Genomic DNA, 16,609 nt, shown 5'->3' with positions numbered 1-16,609 from the left:
TCATCCTGAAAAATCAATGTGCAGGGAGGAGATCAGGCGCACCTGTTCTTCATAGGCCGTGGCGAAATCGCCGTTCAACGGGCGATCGTTCAACGGCCCTTGCGCCACCAAACGCTGGTAGTGACGCTGGTAAGCACGCCAACGCGCGCCATCGGTGAAAAATCGTGGCGGCTTGCCCTGAGATTCAAAGCACCAGGCCAAATGGTTCGGCTCGAAGGCCGTGTACACCTTGTTCACGGTGCTGCGACAGGCAGCCTGCAGCGCGACCTGATGTACCTGCAGCTCCCGATGAGCCAGACCAATGGCCCGCGAGGCGGGCATTTGGCCCAAAGCCCCTGTATCCAGCAGTGCGGATAACGCCGCGTTGGTGTCGCTGAACATTTTCAAAGGGTTCCGGGCTGCGCCCTGACTGTCGAACGACGACCTCCCCCATTCGTGATGCAACTCTTCACGCGTGCGCAGGGCTTGTTGCAGCCCCTGGATCGTCAAGCGAAACAACCCCGCCACCTTGATCGCCAGTACCTCCCTGGCCGCTGGGTCGAGTGCGTCGAGCCCCACGCCCAAGGCCGCCGCGAACTGTGACCAGAACACTTCATCAGTCGAGGGTGCCATTGCACTAACGTGCACCGCAGCAACCTCTACCCCGGGTTCTGCCCGGCGCGGGAATGTCACATGCTCCCTATCGGTCCCGTGGCGTTCGGCCCACACCCCTTGCTCATCAACGGCCTCGCTCAATGCTGCCAGGTCATCCGAGATGGCCTGCTGCTGGTGCTCCAGGTCCAGCGCGTGCAGAGGGTCCAGGGACAGGAAGGCATCATCGGGAATCGGTACTGCCACACTGGCACGCAGCTCGCCGCAAGGTCGTGCGGGTTGCAACAAACGCGCACGTAGCACCAACGCCCCAAGTTCGAATACATCGCCATCATTGATCAATCGCGCCTGCCCCTTGCGCAGGCGTTCAGCACTGCCTGCCACGCCAATACCGTTGCGGCTGATATCAGTCAGGAAATAGCGTCCCTCACGGTAACCGACTAATCCATGGTGACTGGAGAGCACGCGGCTGGGGTCGGGTATCACCCAGTCACATCCGGGGCCGCGGCCAATCACGCCGCCCACTGCGTCAAATACTTTGTGGGCCGAGGGTTCGGCGCTGGCGCTGTCGACCGTACAGACCTCAAACACAAGCTGCATCGTCATGATCCCTCTATTCATCGGCCACGAATAACTGCCTGTGGGTCACCCAGAGGACGGTACTCGGCATCATCGAACACGTAGTTGGCGTTACAGCCACCCAGCAAACACAACACAAGCAACACGGCGTGCCATGGACGGTCAGGCATCAGGTTTCTCCCACAGTAAAAATCAAGTGCACCACTAGCATTTCCCCCTGGCATCGCCGACGGGGATATTCAAGCGTGCAAGACGGTAAAGCAGCGTGCGTCGGGCAACCCCTAGCTCCCGCGCGGTACGGGTGCGATTGCCATGGTTCTTGTGCAAGCAATCGAGCAGGAACACTCGCTCTACTCGTTCCATGCGCTGGCGCAGCGTCACATCGTCGCTCGCGGCCGGCGCCGCAGTCGGTGGCAGCGCCAGGTGCTCCGGCAAGATCACGCCGGCGTCACACAACAACACGGCACGCTCAACCATGCATTTAAGCTCGCGTACGTTGCCGGGAAAGGCGTGGCCGGACAGTTGATCAAGGGCCAGGGTGGACCAATCCACGGGTGACCTCTCCAGCGCCGCGCACGCCTCGTCAGTGAAATAGCGCGCCAGTTGCAGCAGGTCGCCGTCTCGCTCGCGCAGGGCCGGTAACGTGATCGGAAACTGCACGAGCCGGTAATAGAGGTCTTCGCGAAAGCGCCCCTCGGCGACCATCGCAGCGAGGTCGCGATGAGTGGCCGCAATGATCCGCACGTCGACCTTATGCGCCGCGCTGGCACCCAGCGGCCGGACCTCGCCCTCCTGCAAGGCCCGCAGCAATTTGGCTTGCAGTGCCAGCGGCATGTCGCCGATTTCATCCAGCAGCAACGTACCGCCGTGCGCGGCATCAAACAGACCCGCATGATTGCGCTCGGCCCCCGTGAACGCACCTTTGCGATAACCGAAGAGCTCGCTCTCAAGCAGCCCTTCAGGGAACGCTGCGCAGTTCTGCACGACGAAGGCTTTCTCCCGGCGCGGGCCGGCCGCATGAATGGCCCGAGCTACCACTTCCTTGCCGGTACCGGTCTCGCCGCACAGCAGTACGGTATACGGGGTATGCAGGACTTTACTGATCAAATGGCACGTCTGTTTCATCGCCGCACTGGAGCCAATCAATCCGTACTCCCTGGCCAATGGCTTGTTGCACCTGAGCCTTGAATCAACGTTGGGCTGCATACTGCGCAGTACCAGCAGCTGGTTCACGGCGAAGCTGCCCAACTGCGCCAGGGAGGTGGCGTAGCCTTGCAACTGGCCCGGCTGTTGCCGAGCGCACAGCAGCACACCGGCGACCCGCTCACCACGATTGAGCAACGGCACGCTCAACAGCGCCCGCCAGGGCTTCACCGGTACGGGCAGGAAATTAACGTCATGGCAACTGCTCTGCACATCTTCCAGGCTCAGGACAGCACCTTGGCTCAAGGTATGGTTCAACAGGGGTGGATGGTGCAGATCAGAATCTGCGACCGCGACGACCATCGATGCCGCCTCGGACAAATGTTGGGCAATCAGTTCAAGGCGACCGGTCACTTCATTGAGCAGGTAAAACTGGCTGAGTTCGCACTGGCTCAGTTGTGCCACACCGGCGACGAGCGCGTCAGGCAGCGCCTGTTCATCACGGTACAACGCCAGGCGTGTAAAGCAGGCGGCCAGCGCATTGGCGTATACCAGTGGGTCGGACAATTCGCCTGGCAGGTCCACATTCATCATGATCATCAACCCCTGTGAAAATTGCCGGCAAGCGTAACCACGCCGTCGGCCTGTTCATGCGCCAGCCAGGTAGTCCAGCCCAGGCGGCAAAGCGTGTTTTCGCCGATGTGCAACGGCCTGACCTCGCCCGGCGCCAACGTCAGGCGCAGGTCGTATTCCAGAGGGTCGCGCAGGGTCAGTCGCACCAGCGCGCACAGCCGCTGGTACGCCTCAGCGATAGGCAGAAAATCATGTAACCGCTGCCAACCCAGCGCCAGAAGATGCACCCTGAACTTACCGCTGCGGTCAGCGATGCGATGCCCCAGGACAAGGTCCTGACCAAGGGCACTGTTGGCCCGCCCCAGATGATTGCATTGCAACTGGCTGACCTCGACCGTGCGCTCCACCCATTGCTCGATAAACAACGCGTCGTGCTTGAAGTAGTAACGCAGGACAGCCTCGATCAGCGCAGCCGAGTGCACTCGCAAACTCAGCAGGCCCAGATAAGGCAGCAGGCGCTTGCAATCAAGCTGCGAAGCACTGCGAATTGCGCTGTCGCCCAGCCCCATCAAGGCAAACATCTGCTCGGAAAACCTGTCGTTAGCACCTGCCCGGAAACACGCCCGATAACGGTATTTGCGCCAGATCGGCAACATCAAGCGCTGCAGGCGATGATGGAACAGATCAAGGAAATCTCGAGTCGGGTTGCCGCCCGAACGCTCGGCAAACGCTTGCTCGGCGTAAAACGCAGGTAGCGGCGAGCCAGCACCGAATAACCCCAATACGTTGAGACGCAAGCGAGCGCGCAAGGCCCCGTGCTCGCTGAAAAACTCCACACGGTCGATATCGTGCGCGGCAAACCCAAAACCGGGGTTGGCCTGGAACTCCAATTGGTCATACAGCGCCTCGTCATCCAGCAGCGGATGGGCCTCGCGCAGTCGTTCGATGACCTGCACAATCGCCTGAAATAGCGTGTACTCACGAATCACACGGCAAAGTTGAGTCAAAACAGCGGTTGCTGCCCCATCCGGGATGGCCATAGGTACACGTCTCCTTGTGTGCTGATGACCCGCAACTCGTGATACGAATTGAGGCTTGCATAGAGCGCAAAGAACTGATTGAGAACAGAGGCGAATACAAACAGATCGCCCTGACCGACAAAGCCCTGGGAATCAACCGTCAGCTCGACCTGCAAGCCTCGAACAGGCAGACCGCGGTGCAGACGGTCCACTGCCTCATGGCGAATGGAGCGCAAAGCGCTCAACCTTTTCTGACTGACCTTCAGCGCCTGTCGATCGTGATAGCGCGGCAAGTCGTAGGTTTGGAGTATCACTTTCAAGGCATTGATATCGGTCAACGACAGATAGTTGACCGACATATTGCTGATGAGCTTCCACAAAAAATCCTGGTCCAGTGGCGGCGCAAAGCTCGCTGTGGGTGTGGTGATGTTGCAAAACCCCAATGACTCCGGGGTCTGTTCCCCGGGCAGGGTGATTTCGCCTGCACGAAGTTGGCGCGGCAGGTTGCAATTGGTACAGGTCAGTTCGACCGACAGGGTTTCCTGGCCCTGTTCGCGGCGGCTGGGGAATCCCATCCAGGTATCAAGCCCGCCATGCTGTACCGACGAACGCTGGCGAATGCTGTAACTGGAGGGTGCCGCCGAAGCCTCGTGATCGCAGTCATGTTCAAACGACTCGAACGGCACATAGGTCTGATAGCCCAACCCGCCGGGGCGCCACCCGGTGACCTGGTCCACGGAAAACACACTGGCATTGCCCGGTGTATATTCCCCAGGTACCAACAGGTACTCATCCTGTTTACCGTCCAGGCGAATGGGGATCGCATCCTGTTTGAACAGGTTGACGATGGGCGTGCAATACAGCTTCACGTTGTCCAGGGTCGGACGCTGGGGTTCACGGCCCTGGGTGTGAAGTTCGAAGCGCATCACCATGCCATGCGCCTCCCGGAGCAGCTCGTCAGGCAGCGTGTGCACCACGTTCAGCCCTTCGACGTCGACAAACAGGTATTTCTCGGGAAAAGCGAAGTACTCCTGCAGATGCCGATAACCATCAAAGGTGTTCTGCGGATAAGGAATCAGCGCCTGCTCCGGGGAAAACCCCACTGGCTGAACCTGGCCGGCACTGAGGCGCAGCGTCACAGGTTGCCCGTCGCGGGTCCTCACCGGTACACCCTCGTGATCCAGCAGCGACAGGCAGATACTGTCGACATGGCGCAACAGGCTGAGGTACAGGCCCTGACTGATGTAGTGGTCGCCAGCCAAGTGCAGCCTCAGCGAATCAAATGCCAACTCACTGAAGTTACCTTGGGTACTCATGGTCAGTTGCAATTCCAGCCAGGCCCCCTCGCCCTGGCAGCGGTATTCCAGGCCACTGAGTTGCAGGGGCATGATGTCGGTGGCATAGCATGTGCGGAACCGGCAACGCTCACCCTTGATGGGAGCGCTTTCCACGGCGGTGTCCCGGGCCACTCGAACACTGGGGCCGGCACGTTTCAAGGGGTCGAATTGCAGGATGCTGAAGGCCGGTGTTGGCCGCATGTAATGGGGCCATAACAAGTGCATCAACGAATGCGTCAGCTCCGGCAGTTCGTCATCCAGCTTTTGTCGCAGGCGAGCGGTCAGAAATGCAAACCCCTCCAGTAAACGCTCGACATCCGGGTCCTGGCCGGCCTCAGCAAGAAACGGCGCCAGAGCTGGATTGCGCTCGGAAAAACGCCGCCCTTGTTGGCGCAGGCCGCTGAGTTCACTTTGAAAGTAGCGGTTAAACGTCATGGACAAAAACCTCTACCCGCCCGGCTTGCGCAAGACGGGCCTGAAACACGACCGGTTGCAGGACGCCGTCGATAACTCGCTCAGCTTCAATTGCAAATGCCAGGACCAGGGACCCACGCACATCGGGCAACAGCCTGACATGCACATTCGCCAGTCGCGGTTCGTAGGCCTGGATAAAACGCTCGATATGCAGCCGCGACTGAGTCAATGACTCATGCAGGCTCAGTCGCATGTCGTTGAGATCAGGCAAACCATAATCAGCCAGTGTCTGGACACTGCCCGCACGTGTGCTGAGCATTTTCCCCAGATGTGCGGCGATGGACGCCACAGGACACCCTCGCGTCGATGCACCGCATTCAAGACGCTCGAAAAGGCTGTTGTGCTGAACCATGCCCTGGCCTCTGCTCATTCTTTATCGAGCTTGCCAACCAGGGACAAGGTGAAGTCTGCCCCCATGTACTTGAAATGCGGGCGCACCGTCACGTTGACGCGGTACCAGCCGGGCTCGCCCTCGACGTCGCTGACGACGATGCGCGCGGCACGCAGTGGGCGCCGTCCACGCACTTCAGCGCTGGGGTTATCCTGGTCCGCCACATATTGGCGAACCCACTTGTTGAGTTCCTGCTCAAGGTCCGTGCGCTCTTTCCAAGCGCCCAACTGTTCGCGTTGCAGAACCTTGAGGTAATGGGCCAGGCGGTTGACCACCATCATGTAGGGCAATTGGGTGCCCAAGCGGTAATTCAGTTCTGCCGCCCTGCCTTCTTCACTGATGCCAAAGGATTTGGGCTTTTGCACGGAGCTGGCGGAAAAGAACGCTGCATTGTCGCTGCCCTTGCGCATGGTCAAGGCGATGAACCCTTCTTGCGCCAGCTCGTATTCGCGCCGATCCGATACCAGCACTTCGGTAGGGATCTTGGTTTCAATCTCGCCCATGCTCTGGAAGTGATGCAGTGGGAGGTCCTCGACGGCCCCGCCGCTTTGCGGCCCGATGATATTCGGGCACCAGCGAAAGCGAGCGAAACTGTCTGTCAGGCGTGTGGCAAAGGCATAGGCGGTATTGCCCCACAGGTAATGCTCGTGGCTGTTAACCACGTTTTCCTGATACGCAAAGGTCTTGACTGGGCACTCAAGGGGGTCATACGGGGTGCGCAACAGAAAGCGCGGGACAGTAAGGCCAATGTAACGGGCGTCTTCGCTCTGGCGAAAGCTTTGCCATTTGGCAAACTGCGGCCCTTCGAAGTGATCCCGCAGGTCTTTCAGGTCGGGCAGCCCGGTGAAGCTTTCCAAGCCAAAGAAACTCGGCCCCGCCGCAGCAATAAAGGGGGCGTGAGCCATGCTGGCGACGCTGGAGGCGTATTGCATCAGCTTTACATCGGGCGCACTGGGCGAGAGAAAATAATTGGCAATGATCGCACCCACCGGCTGCCCACCGAACTGACCGTATTCAGCGCTGTAAACATGCTTGTAAAGCCCGGACTGAGTGATTTCCGAGGAATCCTCGAAATCATCCAGCAGGTCTTCGCGTGAGACATTCAACAGCTCGATCTTGATGTTCTCGCGAAAATTGGTGCGGTCGACCAGCAACTGCAACCCCCGCCAGGAAGCTTCCAGCGCCTGGAAGTCGGGATGGTGCAGGATCTCATCCATTTGCTGGCTGAGCTTGGTATCGATTTCGGCGATCATCCGGTCGACCAGGCGTTTCTTTACCGGTTCGTCACGGTTGTGTGGCTTGAGCAACTCCGCGATAAACGCCGATACGCCGCGCTTGGCGATGCCGTAAGCCTCGTCGTCGGCGCTCAGCAATGTCTGGGCGGTGATGTTGTCGAGGATGCTGCAGGTGTGGATAGTCTGTACCGATTGCAGCTCGTGTTGAATCGTGGTCATGGTATCAGTGTCCTTTTACTGAAAATGTCAGGCGTCTGGGCTGGGCAGCCCAAGCTCGGCCAGAACTCGTGCGCGGGAATCACCATGGGTCAATGCCTGCTCGATCGCCTTGCGAAAGCTTGGGGTGTTGCCCAATGGTCCCTTGAGCGCCACCAGTGCTTCACGCAGTGCCATCAGCTTTTGCAACTCCGGGATCTGCTCGACAAGATTCGCGGGATTGAAGTCTTTCATCGCGTTGATGCGAACCTGGATCGCCAGTTCTTCCACGTCGGCTTGATCCTGGAGGCGATTGGGTACGTTCAGCGTCAAGCTCACTGCTTGCTTGGCCAACACCTCGTCGAGGGTGTGCTTGTCGATACCGATGGGCTTGCGATCTTCCAGCTTGCGCAGGTCCGCACGTTTGGAAAAATCCCCCAGCACCAGCAGCTTCAACGGTAGCTCGACCTCTTCCTGGGCACCGCCGAGGGCGGGTTTGAAGGTAATATTGATACGTTCCTTGGGGGCTACCGAACCGTCTTTGGCCATGGTGCTTTTCCTTTTATTTGATGAGGCGCTATTGAAGTACTGCTTCCAGGTCGAAATGACACAACCGGCGATGCAGGGCATCCTTGCCGTCGCGTATGGCTTGGCTTTGAGGTAACAGGTCGTAGCAGCGGTACAGGAGCTGAGCGACTTGCAGGGCCAACGCCGGCTCCCAACTTTCCAGGCCCGTGCGCTGTAATTGAAGATCGAGTTGCTCCAGCTGGATCCTGGCCAGCTCGTGTTTGCCGGCCGCCATGCACAGCCTGGCCAGCGCCAGGCGCCAATGAAAACGGCAGCGATCACTGCCCGCGCCCTGCAAGCCTTGCTTGATCACACCCACCGCGGCTTTGAGCCCGTCCTTGCGCAGACAAGGCATTACCGCTTCCAACGCCGCGTCCCAGGGTTGGGTCGTCAGGTCGGTCACGACTTCACTGGGCGCAGGCTTGCGCACATGGCGCATCACGTGCAGCGCAATCCACTCGGCTGTCGCAGTGTCGGCAAAGGGGGTGCCGTCGTCGAAGCGGTACTCCGTCAGGTTTGGCAGGCGCTGCAGCAGCAGCGCGAAATGTATCTCCAGTTCGGCCATGGCCAGGTCCGCGTGCAAGCCGTCCAGACACTCCCAGGCCATGCGCAAACCATCGAACCAGAACAACGCACCGGCCAGACTGACTTCCAGTTCGAACAACACATCGGCGTAATGGCCTTGGCTCAAGCGCTCCTGATAACGCTTGAGCTTGTCGGCGGCCAATGGGCGCAGCGCGGTTATGCGTTCACTGTTGGCGTCGGGGTAGTTGACGAGCATCAGCCACGCTAAGGTTCGGCCCAGGCGCAAAGCCCGCAGGTCGGTGGCGTTCTGGCGCAACCACCAGGCGCATAAAGGCCGGGCCTGTTCCTGTAATGAGCGCAGTAATTTGTGCGCCTCTTTTTCGCTGTTGACCGATTGCTCGGGGGTGGGCAACTGGACCGCCGCTTGCCTCACGCCGGGAATAGCACCCGCGCGCCCATCAGCTTCTGGCGCCCCTTGCGTGGCATCGGCCAGGCGCTCCGCCAATTGCCGTCGAATCGGCAGCAGCACGGGAGCATCACTCCCCAGATGTTGGGCCCATAGTTGGTCCAGATGTTCGAGGTGTTCCAGCAACGCTTGAAATAAAGGCTGTTGATCATTGAGCGAGATTTTTTTTGCAAACGCTTGCTCAAGGCGCGACACCAACCAGCCAAACACCGCAATGCGGGTACGCAGTTTGCCAGGGTAGACGTGCACCCAATGGTGCTCGCAGAGCTCACGCAGCACACCGAGGCCGGCCAGCAATCCAGCCAATGAATCACGCTGATACAAGGCCCAGGTCAACCAGCAGGCGACACGCAGATCCTTGGAGTGCTCACGCAGCAGGCATTCGCTGATTTCGCTGACCCGCTGCCAATCCGGCAGCCCATTGCCATGAACCGACTGCGCTTTGCCAAGTTCGCCTTCCAGCGCTTCGAACTCGTTGGAAAAGCGCATATCAATGCCCACGAAACTACCTGGCGAACAGGCTGCTCGTGCAAGTAGCAAATAATAGGCATACAGTTCTTTTGAATGACTCATTTTCGGCCGCACACAACCATCCAAGGCAAAATAGGCAAACTTAACGCCATTGAAGTACGTATCAGAAAGCCCTTAAGTTCCGTTCAAACATATCGAGACACAAGAACCTTAGCCATGCATAAAGCAATGAGCAAGCGACGGACCAAAACTTAAGAAACATCCTACGCGCCGCTATAATCTTGGCCTGCGCAGCTATTTGCGCACACATTCGAGTAACAACAACTCTGTTAGCTCGGCCAGCCGTATACTTCACCGTAAAAACACGTGAGCAACTAAGTGCGCATCGATGCGCAACTTTTATAACTAAAAATAGCCCATAGCCCGGAATAAAAACCCAATACGCAGCGCACCAAACAGTGCTCGCCCTTATTTCATTGAACTTCACACTTTCAGGCACGCTTCTTGTTATAGGTTATAGGCACCTACCCGTTCAGCCATTTCGCTGTTCGGCAAAACCTACTCAACCCGGCAAGGAAACCAATCATGCCAACACCCGCGTACCTCTCCATCACCGGAGTCAAACAAGGTTTGATCACGGCAGGCACATTTACTCAGGACTCGGTAGGCAACATTTATCAGGAAGGTCATGAGGATCAGATACTGGTCCAGGCATTTGCCCATCAGGTGATCATTCCTCGCGATCCGCAATCGGGCCAGCCGACAGGTCAGCGCGTGCACAAGCCGCTGATGATCAGCAAGGTTTTCGATAAATCGTCACCGTTGCTGTTCAGCGCCCTGACCAGCGGTGAAGAAGTCTCCTGCCGCCTCGAATGGCTGCGCACCTCGTCCGCCGGAACCCAGGAGCACTACTTCACCATTGAACTGGAGGGTGCGACTATCGTGGACATCCAGTCACGCATGCCCAACTGCCAGGACCCCGACAACGCCCACTTCACTCATCTGGAGGATGTGCACTTCACCTATCGCAAGATCATCTGGACTCACGAAGTGGCCGGAACTTCCGGCTCGGACGACTGGCGCAGCCCAGTGGCCGGCTAACCACGGCTAGAGCGGGAACAGCTGCCAGGGAAGGCGCCGTTCCTGCTGGCCGGTTACACCATCGCCAATGGGTGCTTACGCTTGGGCGCTGCGAACACACGATCGATAGCGTCCAGGTCATGTTCATCCAACACCAGCTTCGCAGCTGCGGCGTTGAGTCGGATGTGTTCAGGTGTGACCGCCTTGGGGATTGCGATGACACCCTCCTGGCGCAGGACCCACGCCAGCGATACCTGGGCCGGTGTGACCTCATGGCGACGTGCGATCTGCTTGAGGGTCGGGCTCGACAGCAGCTCACCACCCTGGGCGATGGGACAATAAGCCATCAGTGGTAAATGATGCTGTTGCCACCATGGCAACAGGTCGAACTCGATCCCGCGCTCTTCAATGTTGTAGAGCACTTGATTGGTCGCACATGCAGGGGATGCGAGCTCCTGCAGGTCTGCCACATCGAAGTTGGAAACACCCCAGCGGCCGATTTTGCCGGCCTCGCGCAAACGCTCGAACGCTTCGACAGTTTCTTCAAGTGGGTACTGGCCGCGCCAGTGCAACAGATACAAATCAATGTAATCGGTGCCAAGGCGCTGAAGGCTGGCTTCGCAGGCGCGAGGCACCCCCTTTTGGCTGGCGTTATGCGGATAGACCTTGCTGACCAGAAATACCTGGTCGCGCTTGCCACGAATCGCCTCTGCGACCACCTCTTCGGCACCGCCGTCGCCATACATCTCGGCGGTATCGATGAGCGTCAGGCCCTCATCGATACCCAGTTGCAGCGCAGCAACTTCGGCGCGGCGCCGGCTTGGGTCTTCGCCCATGCGCCAGGTCCCCTGGCCGATGACAGGGACGGGAACACCGGCCAGATCAATGGTACGCATGACAACCTCCTGGTGAGTGTGCTGATTAACAATGTGGCATTGAGCGGACAAAAGGGTTCAATCGCAGTATGGTTGCCCTTTCGCCAGTCGCCAGGAATCACCGGTAATGCTGTTTGTCGTCATGCTCGGGGGCAAGCATCCACGGGCAAAAATCGAAGTACACGATGTAGTGTTCGCCGTGGCGGATACGTTGCAGGCCAGCTACCCGCAATTGCGCGACGCCTGGTTTGGCAGCCCCAAGGGTGTGCACATCGACTCATGGATGGCGGTCGACGGCGTCGACGGCTGGAAAGTTGAACTGAGCCATCTGGCGCCTCATGGCGAAGCGCCCCGCCTGTACTTCATCAACCTCGGTGGCTATGAAGCCCATAGCTTCGGCGAGGCCCATCACTACCTGCTGGTAGTCGCTCGTAACAAACAGCAGGCCATGAGCCAGGGCAAGCAGCAGATGCTGCGCCACTGGTCCCAGGCCCACACCGACGGCGTGCTGGATATTGACGACTGCCTGCCGATCGACTTGGTGGACGGCCGTTATATCCACCTGGTGCAGGGGCCGCACCAACCGATCGTGCAGCGCAACGACTACATCGTGTTGCCTTGAACCGCCACGCTGAAAAAGGCAGGACTGAACAACAGCGGAACTTTGCCAGGAAATAACCGCCTGAATCCGGTACGCTCACCGTTTTTTTACTCTAGGAGTTATTCCCCATGGCCAAAGCCACCGCCCGTCACATCCTCGTTTCCACTGAAGACAAGTGCAACGAACTCAAGGCCCAAATCGAAGGCGGCGCTGATTTCGCAGAAATCGCCAAAGCCAATTCGTCCTGCCCATCCAGCCGCCAGGGCGGTGACCTGGGTTCGTTCGGCCCAGGCCAAATGGTCAAGGAATTCGACACTGTCGTATTCAGCGCCCCGGTCAATACCGTGCAGGGCCCGGTGAAAACCCAGTTCGGTTATCACCTGCTGGAAGTCACCAGCCGCCAGGATTGATTCAATCGGCGCAGATGCGATAAACAACGGCCCGCCCTTTGGCGGGCCGTTGTGCATGTGATGACTGGCGATGCCCAGGCCGTTAGCGTACAAATCCCTATTCTTCTTAACCCGGCGTTCAAGGCTGATAATGCGATTGGCTTTTTCATCTCTGCTCTGCTCCACCTTGGCCCTGCTGATGGCCAGCACTGCGGCGATCGCAGCCCCGCAAACCTACCTGACGGTTTACGGCGAGCCCGCCAAGTACCCCGCCGGTTTCAGCCACTTCGACTATGCCAACCCCAACGCGCCCAAGGGCGGCAGCCTGCGGCGCTCGGCGCTGGAGGTCGGGCGGTTTGATCATGTGCTGCCGTATATCGACAAAGGTATTGGCGTGTCTCAGGTCGACGGCTGGGTGTATGCGCCCCTGGCGCTGCGCTCGCTGGATGAGCCCTACACCGTTTATGGCCTGGTGGCAGAAAAAATGGAGCGCGCCGACGACGGCCTGTCGCTACGTTTCTACCTCAATCCCAAGGCGCGCTTCGCCGACGGTACCCCGATTACAGCCGAAGACGTGCGCTACAGCTTCGATCTGCTGATGACCCAAGGCAGCCTGCGCTTTCGCACGTTGTTTGCCGACGTCAAGCACGTCGAAGTCGAAGGCGAGCGTCAGGTACGCTTCGACTTCTCCAGCAACGACAACCGCACCCTGCCCCTGGATATCGCCACCTTGCCGGTGTTCCCGGAGCATTGGTGGAAGACCCGCGACTTTGCCAATGGCGGCGGCTACGAAGCCCCGCTGGGCAGCGGCCCGTACAAGGTCAGCAAGATCGACTCCGGCAGCACCATCACCTTTATCCGCGATCCGGATTGGTGGGGCAAGGATTTGCCGGTCAGCCGTGGCCTGTACAACTTCGATCACCTGAGCCTGGAATACTTCGGCGACACCGAAGTGGCGCGCCAGGTGCTGCGCGGCGGCGCCTACGACTTCAACCGTGAATTCTCCGCCACCGGCTATTCCATCGGCTACAACGGCCCGGCCCTGGACGATGGTCGCCTGCAGCGCGCACACCTGGCCAAAGAGATGCCGCAACCGGCCCAAGGCTATGTGTTCAACGTGCAGAAGCCGATTTTCAAAGATCGCCGCGTGCGCCAAGCCTTGGCGATGCTGTGGGATTTCGAATGGGCCAACCGGCAAATGATGCGCAACCTGTACATCCGCCAGCAAAGCTACTTTTCCAACAGCCCGCTGGCGGCCAGCCAATTGCCGACCCAGGAAGAACTGGCGATCCTGGAGCCGTTGCGCGGGCAAATCCCGGATGAAGTGTTTACCCAGGTGTTCAAGGCCCCGGTCACCGACGGCAGCGGCATGATCCGCGATAAACAACTGCAAGCCCTGGCACTGCTTGAGGACGCTGGCTGGAAACCGGTGGGTGACAAACTCGTCAACGCCCAGGGCGAGCCGCTGGAGTTCACCTTCCTCAACGTCCAGAACGGGCTTGAGCGCCTGTTGCTGCCCTACAAGCGCAACCTGGCGCAGATCGGCATCACCCTCAATATCCGCCGCATCGACTCGTCGCAGTACGTGAACCGCCTGATGGCCCGTGACTACGACATGATCGTCACCGGTTTTCCGGTCACCACCTCGCCCGGCATGGAGCTGTACAACTACTTCGGCTCCGCCGCTGCGTTCGATCCGGGCGCCAACAACTACATCGCACTCAAGGATCCGGCCGTCGATACGCTGATCAACGGTTTGGTGAAGGCCGACACCCAGGCGCAGATGCTCACCTACGCCCACGCCCTGGACCGTGTGCTGCAATGGAATTACCTGTGGATCCCCAACTATTACCCCCCGGGCACCTCCGCCGCGTGGTGGAACCGTTTCGGCCGCCCGGCGATCGAGGCGAAGAATGACGAAGCCCTGGAAACCTGGTGGGAAGTCAGCCCCACGCCACTGACTAACGAGCAAATGCAGGCCGAGCTTAAAAAACGCGGAGGAGCCCGTTGATGTTTGCCTATATCGTACGGCGCCTGCTGCTGATCATCCCGACGCTGGTGATCATCCTGCTGGTGAACTTCGTGATCGTGCAGGCCGCGCCCGGCGGGCCGGTGGAACAGGCCATTGCCCATCTGCAAGGCATTGGCGGCGGCGGTGTAGCGGGCGCATCCGGCGAAGGTATCAGCGGCTCGCGGGCCAGTCGTGGCCTGGACCCGAAGCTGATCAAGGACATCGAAAAACAATACGGCTTCGATAAGTCCGCACCGGAACGCCTGTGGCTGATGCTCAAGAACTACGCCCAGCTGGACTTCGGCAACAGTTTCTTTCGCGGCGCGACGGTGACCGACCTGATCCTGGAAAAGATGCCAGTTACCATTTCCCTTGGCCTGTGGGCGACGCTGATCACCTATCTGGTGTCGATACCCTTGGGGATACGCAAGGCCGTGCGCCATGGCAGCAGCTTTGACATGTGGAGCAGCACGGCCATCGTGATCGGTTACGCGATGCCGGCGTTCCTGTTTGCGATGTTTCTGATTGTGGTATTCGCCGGCGGTACGTCGCTGAACTGGTTCCCGGTGCGCGGGCTGGTGTCGGAAAACTTTGCCGAACTGAGCACCGTGGGCAAGATTGCCGACTATTTCTGGCACCTGGTTCTGCCGGTGACGGCGCTGGTGATCGGCGGGTTTGCCACCTTGACCATCCTCACCAAGAACTCGTTCCTCAATGAGGTTACCCGCCAGTACGTGGTGACCGCCCGTGCCAAGGGCCTGAGCGAACGCCGGGTGCTGTATGGCCATGTGTTTCGCAATGCCATGCTGCTGGTGATCTCGGGGATTCCCCAAGCGTTTATCAGCGTATTTTTTGCCGGCTCACTGCTGATCGAAGTGATCTTCTCCCTCGACGGCCTGGGCCGCATGAGCTACGAGGCGGCAGTGTCCCGTGACTACCCGGTGGTATTCGGCTCGCTGTTTATCTTCACCCTGTTCGGCCTTTTGATAAAACTCATCGGTGACCTCTGCTACACCCTGGTGGACCCGCGTATCGACTTTGCTGCGAGGAACGCCTGATGCTTGACCTGTCTCCCGTTGCGCGTCGGCGTTTCGAACGCTTCAAGAAAAACCGGCGTGGCTGGTGGTCGCTGTGGTTGTTTATCGGCCTGTTTATCCTGACGCTGGGCGGCGAGTTGATCGCCAATGACAAACCCTTGGTGCTCAGCTTCAAGAACGAACTGTATTTCCCGGTGTTCAAGCGCTACACCGAACAGCAGTTCGGCGGGCAGCTGCCGTTCCAGGCCGATTACCGCAGTGACTATGTGCAAAAGCTGATCAAGCAGGACGGCGGCTGGATGCTGTTCCCGCCGATTCCCTTCAGCGACGACACCCCCAATTATGAGCTGACCCGCCCTGCCCCGAGCCCACCGTCGGCGGTGAACTGGCTGGGCACCGATGACCAGTCCCGCGATGTACTGGCGCGGGTGATCTTCGGCGCAAGGGTGTCGATCCTGTTTGCCCTGGCCTTGACCGCCATCAGCGCCGCCATCGGCATTGCCGCCGGGGCGTTGCAGGGTTACTACGGCGGCTGGGTGGATTTGCTCGGGCAGCGCATTCTGGAGGTGTGGTCCGGCCTGCCGGTGCTGTACTTGCTGATTATCCTGTCGGGGTTCGTCGAGCCGAATTTCTGGTGGTTGCTGGGGATCATGGCGCTGTTTTCCTGGCTGGCGCTGGTGGATGTGGTGCGCGCCGAGTTCCTGCGCGGGCGCAACCTGGAGTACGTCAAGGCCGCGCGCGCCCTGGGCCTGGGCGACGCCAAGATCATTCGCCGGCATATCCTGCCCAATGCCATGACCGCGACGCTGAGCTATCTGCCGTTTATCTTGACCGGGGCGATATCCACCTTGAGCGCCCTGGATTTCCTCGGCTTCGGTATGCCGGCTGGCAGCGCGTCCCTGGGTGAGCTGATCGCCCAGGGCAAGCAGAACCTGCAAGCCCCCTGGCTGGGCCTGACCGCGTTTTTCACCTTGGCGCTGATCCTGTCGTTGCTGGTGTTTATCGGCGAGGCGTTGCGTGACGCCTTCGACCCTCGCTCATGAGTAATTG

The 16,609-nt window shown here is 59.3% G+C and carries 16 protein-coding genes; 6 read left to right on the top strand and 10 right to left on the bottom strand.

Translation table 11 applies throughout. The annotated features are described in order from the left end of the window. From tagH to tssA, 9 genes are read right to left on the bottom strand one after another with little or no spacing between them, the layout of a single operon-like run. Positions 1–1,197, bottom strand: coding sequence for a type VI secretion system-associated FHA domain protein TagH (gene tagH / locus FW800_RS07555; RefSeq protein ID WP_248136400.1), 1,197 nt, complete (start codon positions 1,195–1,197; stop codon positions 1–3). An 11-nt stretch (positions 1,198–1,208) separates the two neighbouring features. Beyond that, positions 1,209–1,340 (bottom strand): type VI secretion protein, encoded by a 132-nt coding sequence (locus FW800_RS07550; protein WP_446437325.1) that lies wholly within the window; start codon positions 1,338–1,340, stop codon positions 1,209–1,211. Between the two features lie 34 nt (positions 1,341–1,374). Beyond that, entirely contained in the window at positions 1,375–2,904 is a 1,530-nt protein-coding gene (locus tag FW800_RS07545; RefSeq protein ID WP_446437427.1) for a sigma-54 interaction domain-containing protein, read from the bottom strand. 8 nt (positions 2,905–2,912) lie between these two features. After that, positions 2,913–3,926, bottom strand: coding sequence for a type VI secretion system baseplate subunit TssG (tssG, locus tag FW800_RS07540; protein WP_446437324.1), 1,014 nt, complete (start codon positions 3,924–3,926; stop codon positions 2,913–2,915). Next, positions 3,890–5,677: a type VI secretion system baseplate subunit TssF gene (gene tssF / locus FW800_RS07535; protein ID WP_446437323.1), complete on the bottom strand. Its 1,788-nt coding sequence runs from the start codon at positions 5,675–5,677 to the stop codon at positions 3,890–3,892. The genes tssG and tssF overlap by 37 nt, the downstream gene beginning before the upstream one ends. After that, positions 5,667–6,068, bottom strand: coding sequence for a type VI secretion system baseplate subunit TssE (gene tssE, locus FW800_RS07530; RefSeq protein ID WP_248136406.1), 402 nt, complete (start codon positions 6,066–6,068; stop codon positions 5,667–5,669). The genes tssF and tssE overlap by 11 nt, the downstream gene beginning before the upstream one ends. A 14-nt stretch (positions 6,069–6,082) precedes the next feature. Beyond that, positions 6,083–7,561 carry a type VI secretion system contractile sheath large subunit gene (gene tssC, locus FW800_RS07525; RefSeq protein WP_446437322.1) on the bottom strand — a complete coding sequence of 493 codons (1,479 nt, stop codon included), beginning with the start codon at positions 7,559–7,561 and terminating at the stop codon, positions 6,083–6,085. Between the two features lie 27 nt (positions 7,562–7,588). Further along, positions 7,589–8,086 carry a type VI secretion system contractile sheath small subunit gene (gene tssB / locus FW800_RS07520; RefSeq protein ID WP_032876040.1) on the bottom strand — a complete coding sequence of 166 codons (498 nt, stop codon included), beginning with the start codon at positions 8,084–8,086 and terminating at the stop codon, positions 7,589–7,591. 28 nt (positions 8,087–8,114) lie between these two features. Continuing rightward, the gene (gene tssA / locus FW800_RS07515; protein ID WP_446437321.1) at positions 8,115–9,668 is read right to left on the bottom strand and encodes a type VI secretion system protein TssA; all 1,554 of its coding nucleotides are present in this window, start codon (positions 9,666–9,668) and stop codon (positions 8,115–8,117) included. Between the two features lie 483 nt (positions 9,669–10,151). Here tssA and FW800_RS07510 point away from each other — a divergent pair, with 483 nt between their 5' ends. Then, a complete protein-coding gene (locus tag FW800_RS07510) occupies positions 10,152–10,667 on the top strand; it encodes an Hcp family type VI secretion system effector (protein ID WP_005788794.1) in 516 nt (171 codons plus the stop codon). A gap of 53 nt (positions 10,668–10,720) precedes the next feature. Here the strand turns inward: FW800_RS07510 and FW800_RS07505 are convergent, their stop codons facing one another. Then, positions 10,721–11,542, bottom strand: coding sequence for an aldo/keto reductase (locus FW800_RS07505; protein ID WP_032876043.1), 822 nt, complete (start codon positions 11,540–11,542; stop codon positions 10,721–10,723). 106 nt (positions 11,543–11,648) lie between these two features. Between FW800_RS07505 and FW800_RS07500 the strand changes: the two genes are divergently transcribed. The 5 genes from FW800_RS07500 (at position 11,649) to FW800_RS07480 (ending at position 16,602) form a co-directional block, all read left to right on the top strand. Next, positions 11,649–12,143 carry a DUF1543 domain-containing protein gene (locus FW800_RS07500; protein ID WP_446437320.1) on the top strand — a complete coding sequence of 165 codons (495 nt, stop codon included), beginning with the start codon at positions 11,649–11,651 and terminating at the stop codon, positions 12,141–12,143. Between the two features lie 107 nt (positions 12,144–12,250). Continuing rightward, positions 12,251–12,532, top strand: coding sequence for a peptidylprolyl isomerase (locus tag FW800_RS07495; protein ID WP_005788801.1), 282 nt, complete (start codon positions 12,251–12,253; stop codon positions 12,530–12,532). A 130-nt stretch (positions 12,533–12,662) separates the two neighbouring features. Continuing rightward, positions 12,663–14,522, top strand: coding sequence for an extracellular solute-binding protein (locus tag FW800_RS07490; protein WP_446437319.1), 1,860 nt, complete (start codon positions 12,663–12,665; stop codon positions 14,520–14,522). After that, positions 14,522–15,580 carry a microcin C ABC transporter permease YejB gene (locus FW800_RS07485; RefSeq protein WP_446437318.1) on the top strand — a complete coding sequence of 353 codons (1,059 nt, stop codon included), beginning with the start codon at positions 14,522–14,524 and terminating at the stop codon, positions 15,578–15,580. Before FW800_RS07490 ends, FW800_RS07485 begins: the two co-directional genes overlap by 1 nt. Next, the gene (locus tag FW800_RS07480) at positions 15,580–16,602 is read left to right on the top strand and encodes an ABC transporter permease (RefSeq protein ID WP_005788807.1); all 1,023 of its coding nucleotides are present in this window, start codon (positions 15,580–15,582) and stop codon (positions 16,600–16,602) included. The genes FW800_RS07485 and FW800_RS07480 overlap by 1 nt, the downstream gene beginning before the upstream one ends. Positions 16,603–16,609: the final 7 nt, after the last annotated feature.

The organism is Pseudomonas sp. 910_23 (assembly GCF_052850795.1).
This window is presented reverse-complemented; position numbering and strand designations above follow the sequence as displayed.

Coding starts and splice junctions, on each gene's coding strand:
- tssF (WP_446437323.1), bottom strand. CDS start 5,677: ATGACGTTTAACCGCTACTTTCAAAGTGAACTCAGCGGCCTGCGCCAA.
- FW800_RS07480 (WP_005788807.1), top strand. CDS start 15,580: ATGCTTGACCTGTCTCCCGTTGCGCGTCGGCGTTTCGAACGCTTCAAG.
- tssA (WP_446437321.1), bottom strand. CDS start 9,668: ATGAGTCATTCAAAAGAACTGTATGCCTATTATTTGCTACTTGCACGA.
- tssG (WP_446437324.1), bottom strand. CDS start 3,926: ATGGCCATCCCGGATGGGGCAGCAACCGCTGTTTTGACTCAACTTTGC.
- FW800_RS07510 (WP_005788794.1), top strand. CDS start 10,152: ATGCCAACACCCGCGTACCTCTCCATCACCGGAGTCAAACAAGGTTTG.
- FW800_RS07550 (WP_446437325.1), bottom strand. CDS start 1,340: ATGCCTGACCGTCCATGGCACGCCGTGTTGCTTGTGTTGTGTTTGCTG.
- tagH (WP_248136400.1), bottom strand. CDS start 1,197: ATGACGATGCAGCTTGTGTTTGAGGTCTGTACGGTCGACAGCGCCAGC.
- FW800_RS07500 (WP_446437320.1), top strand. CDS start 11,649: ATGCTGTTTGTCGTCATGCTCGGGGGCAAGCATCCACGGGCAAAAATC.
- FW800_RS07505 (WP_032876043.1), bottom strand. CDS start 11,542: ATGCGTACCATTGATCTGGCCGGTGTTCCCGTCCCTGTCATCGGCCAG.
- FW800_RS07485 (WP_446437318.1), top strand. CDS start 14,522: ATGTTTGCCTATATCGTACGGCGCCTGCTGCTGATCATCCCGACGCTG.
- FW800_RS07545 (WP_446437427.1), bottom strand. CDS start 2,904: ATGAATGTGGACCTGCCAGGCGAATTGTCCGACCCACTGGTATACGCC.
- tssE (WP_248136406.1), bottom strand. CDS start 6,068: ATGGTTCAGCACAACAGCCTTTTCGAGCGTCTTGAATGCGGTGCATCG.
- FW800_RS07490 (WP_446437319.1), top strand. CDS start 12,663: ATGCGATTGGCTTTTTCATCTCTGCTCTGCTCCACCTTGGCCCTGCTG.
- tssC (WP_446437322.1), bottom strand. CDS start 7,561: ATGACCACGATTCAACACGAGCTGCAATCGGTACAGACTATCCACACC.
- FW800_RS07495 (WP_005788801.1), top strand. CDS start 12,251: ATGGCCAAAGCCACCGCCCGTCACATCCTCGTTTCCACTGAAGACAAG.
- tssB (WP_032876040.1), bottom strand. CDS start 8,086: ATGGCCAAAGACGGTTCGGTAGCCCCCAAGGAACGTATCAATATTACC.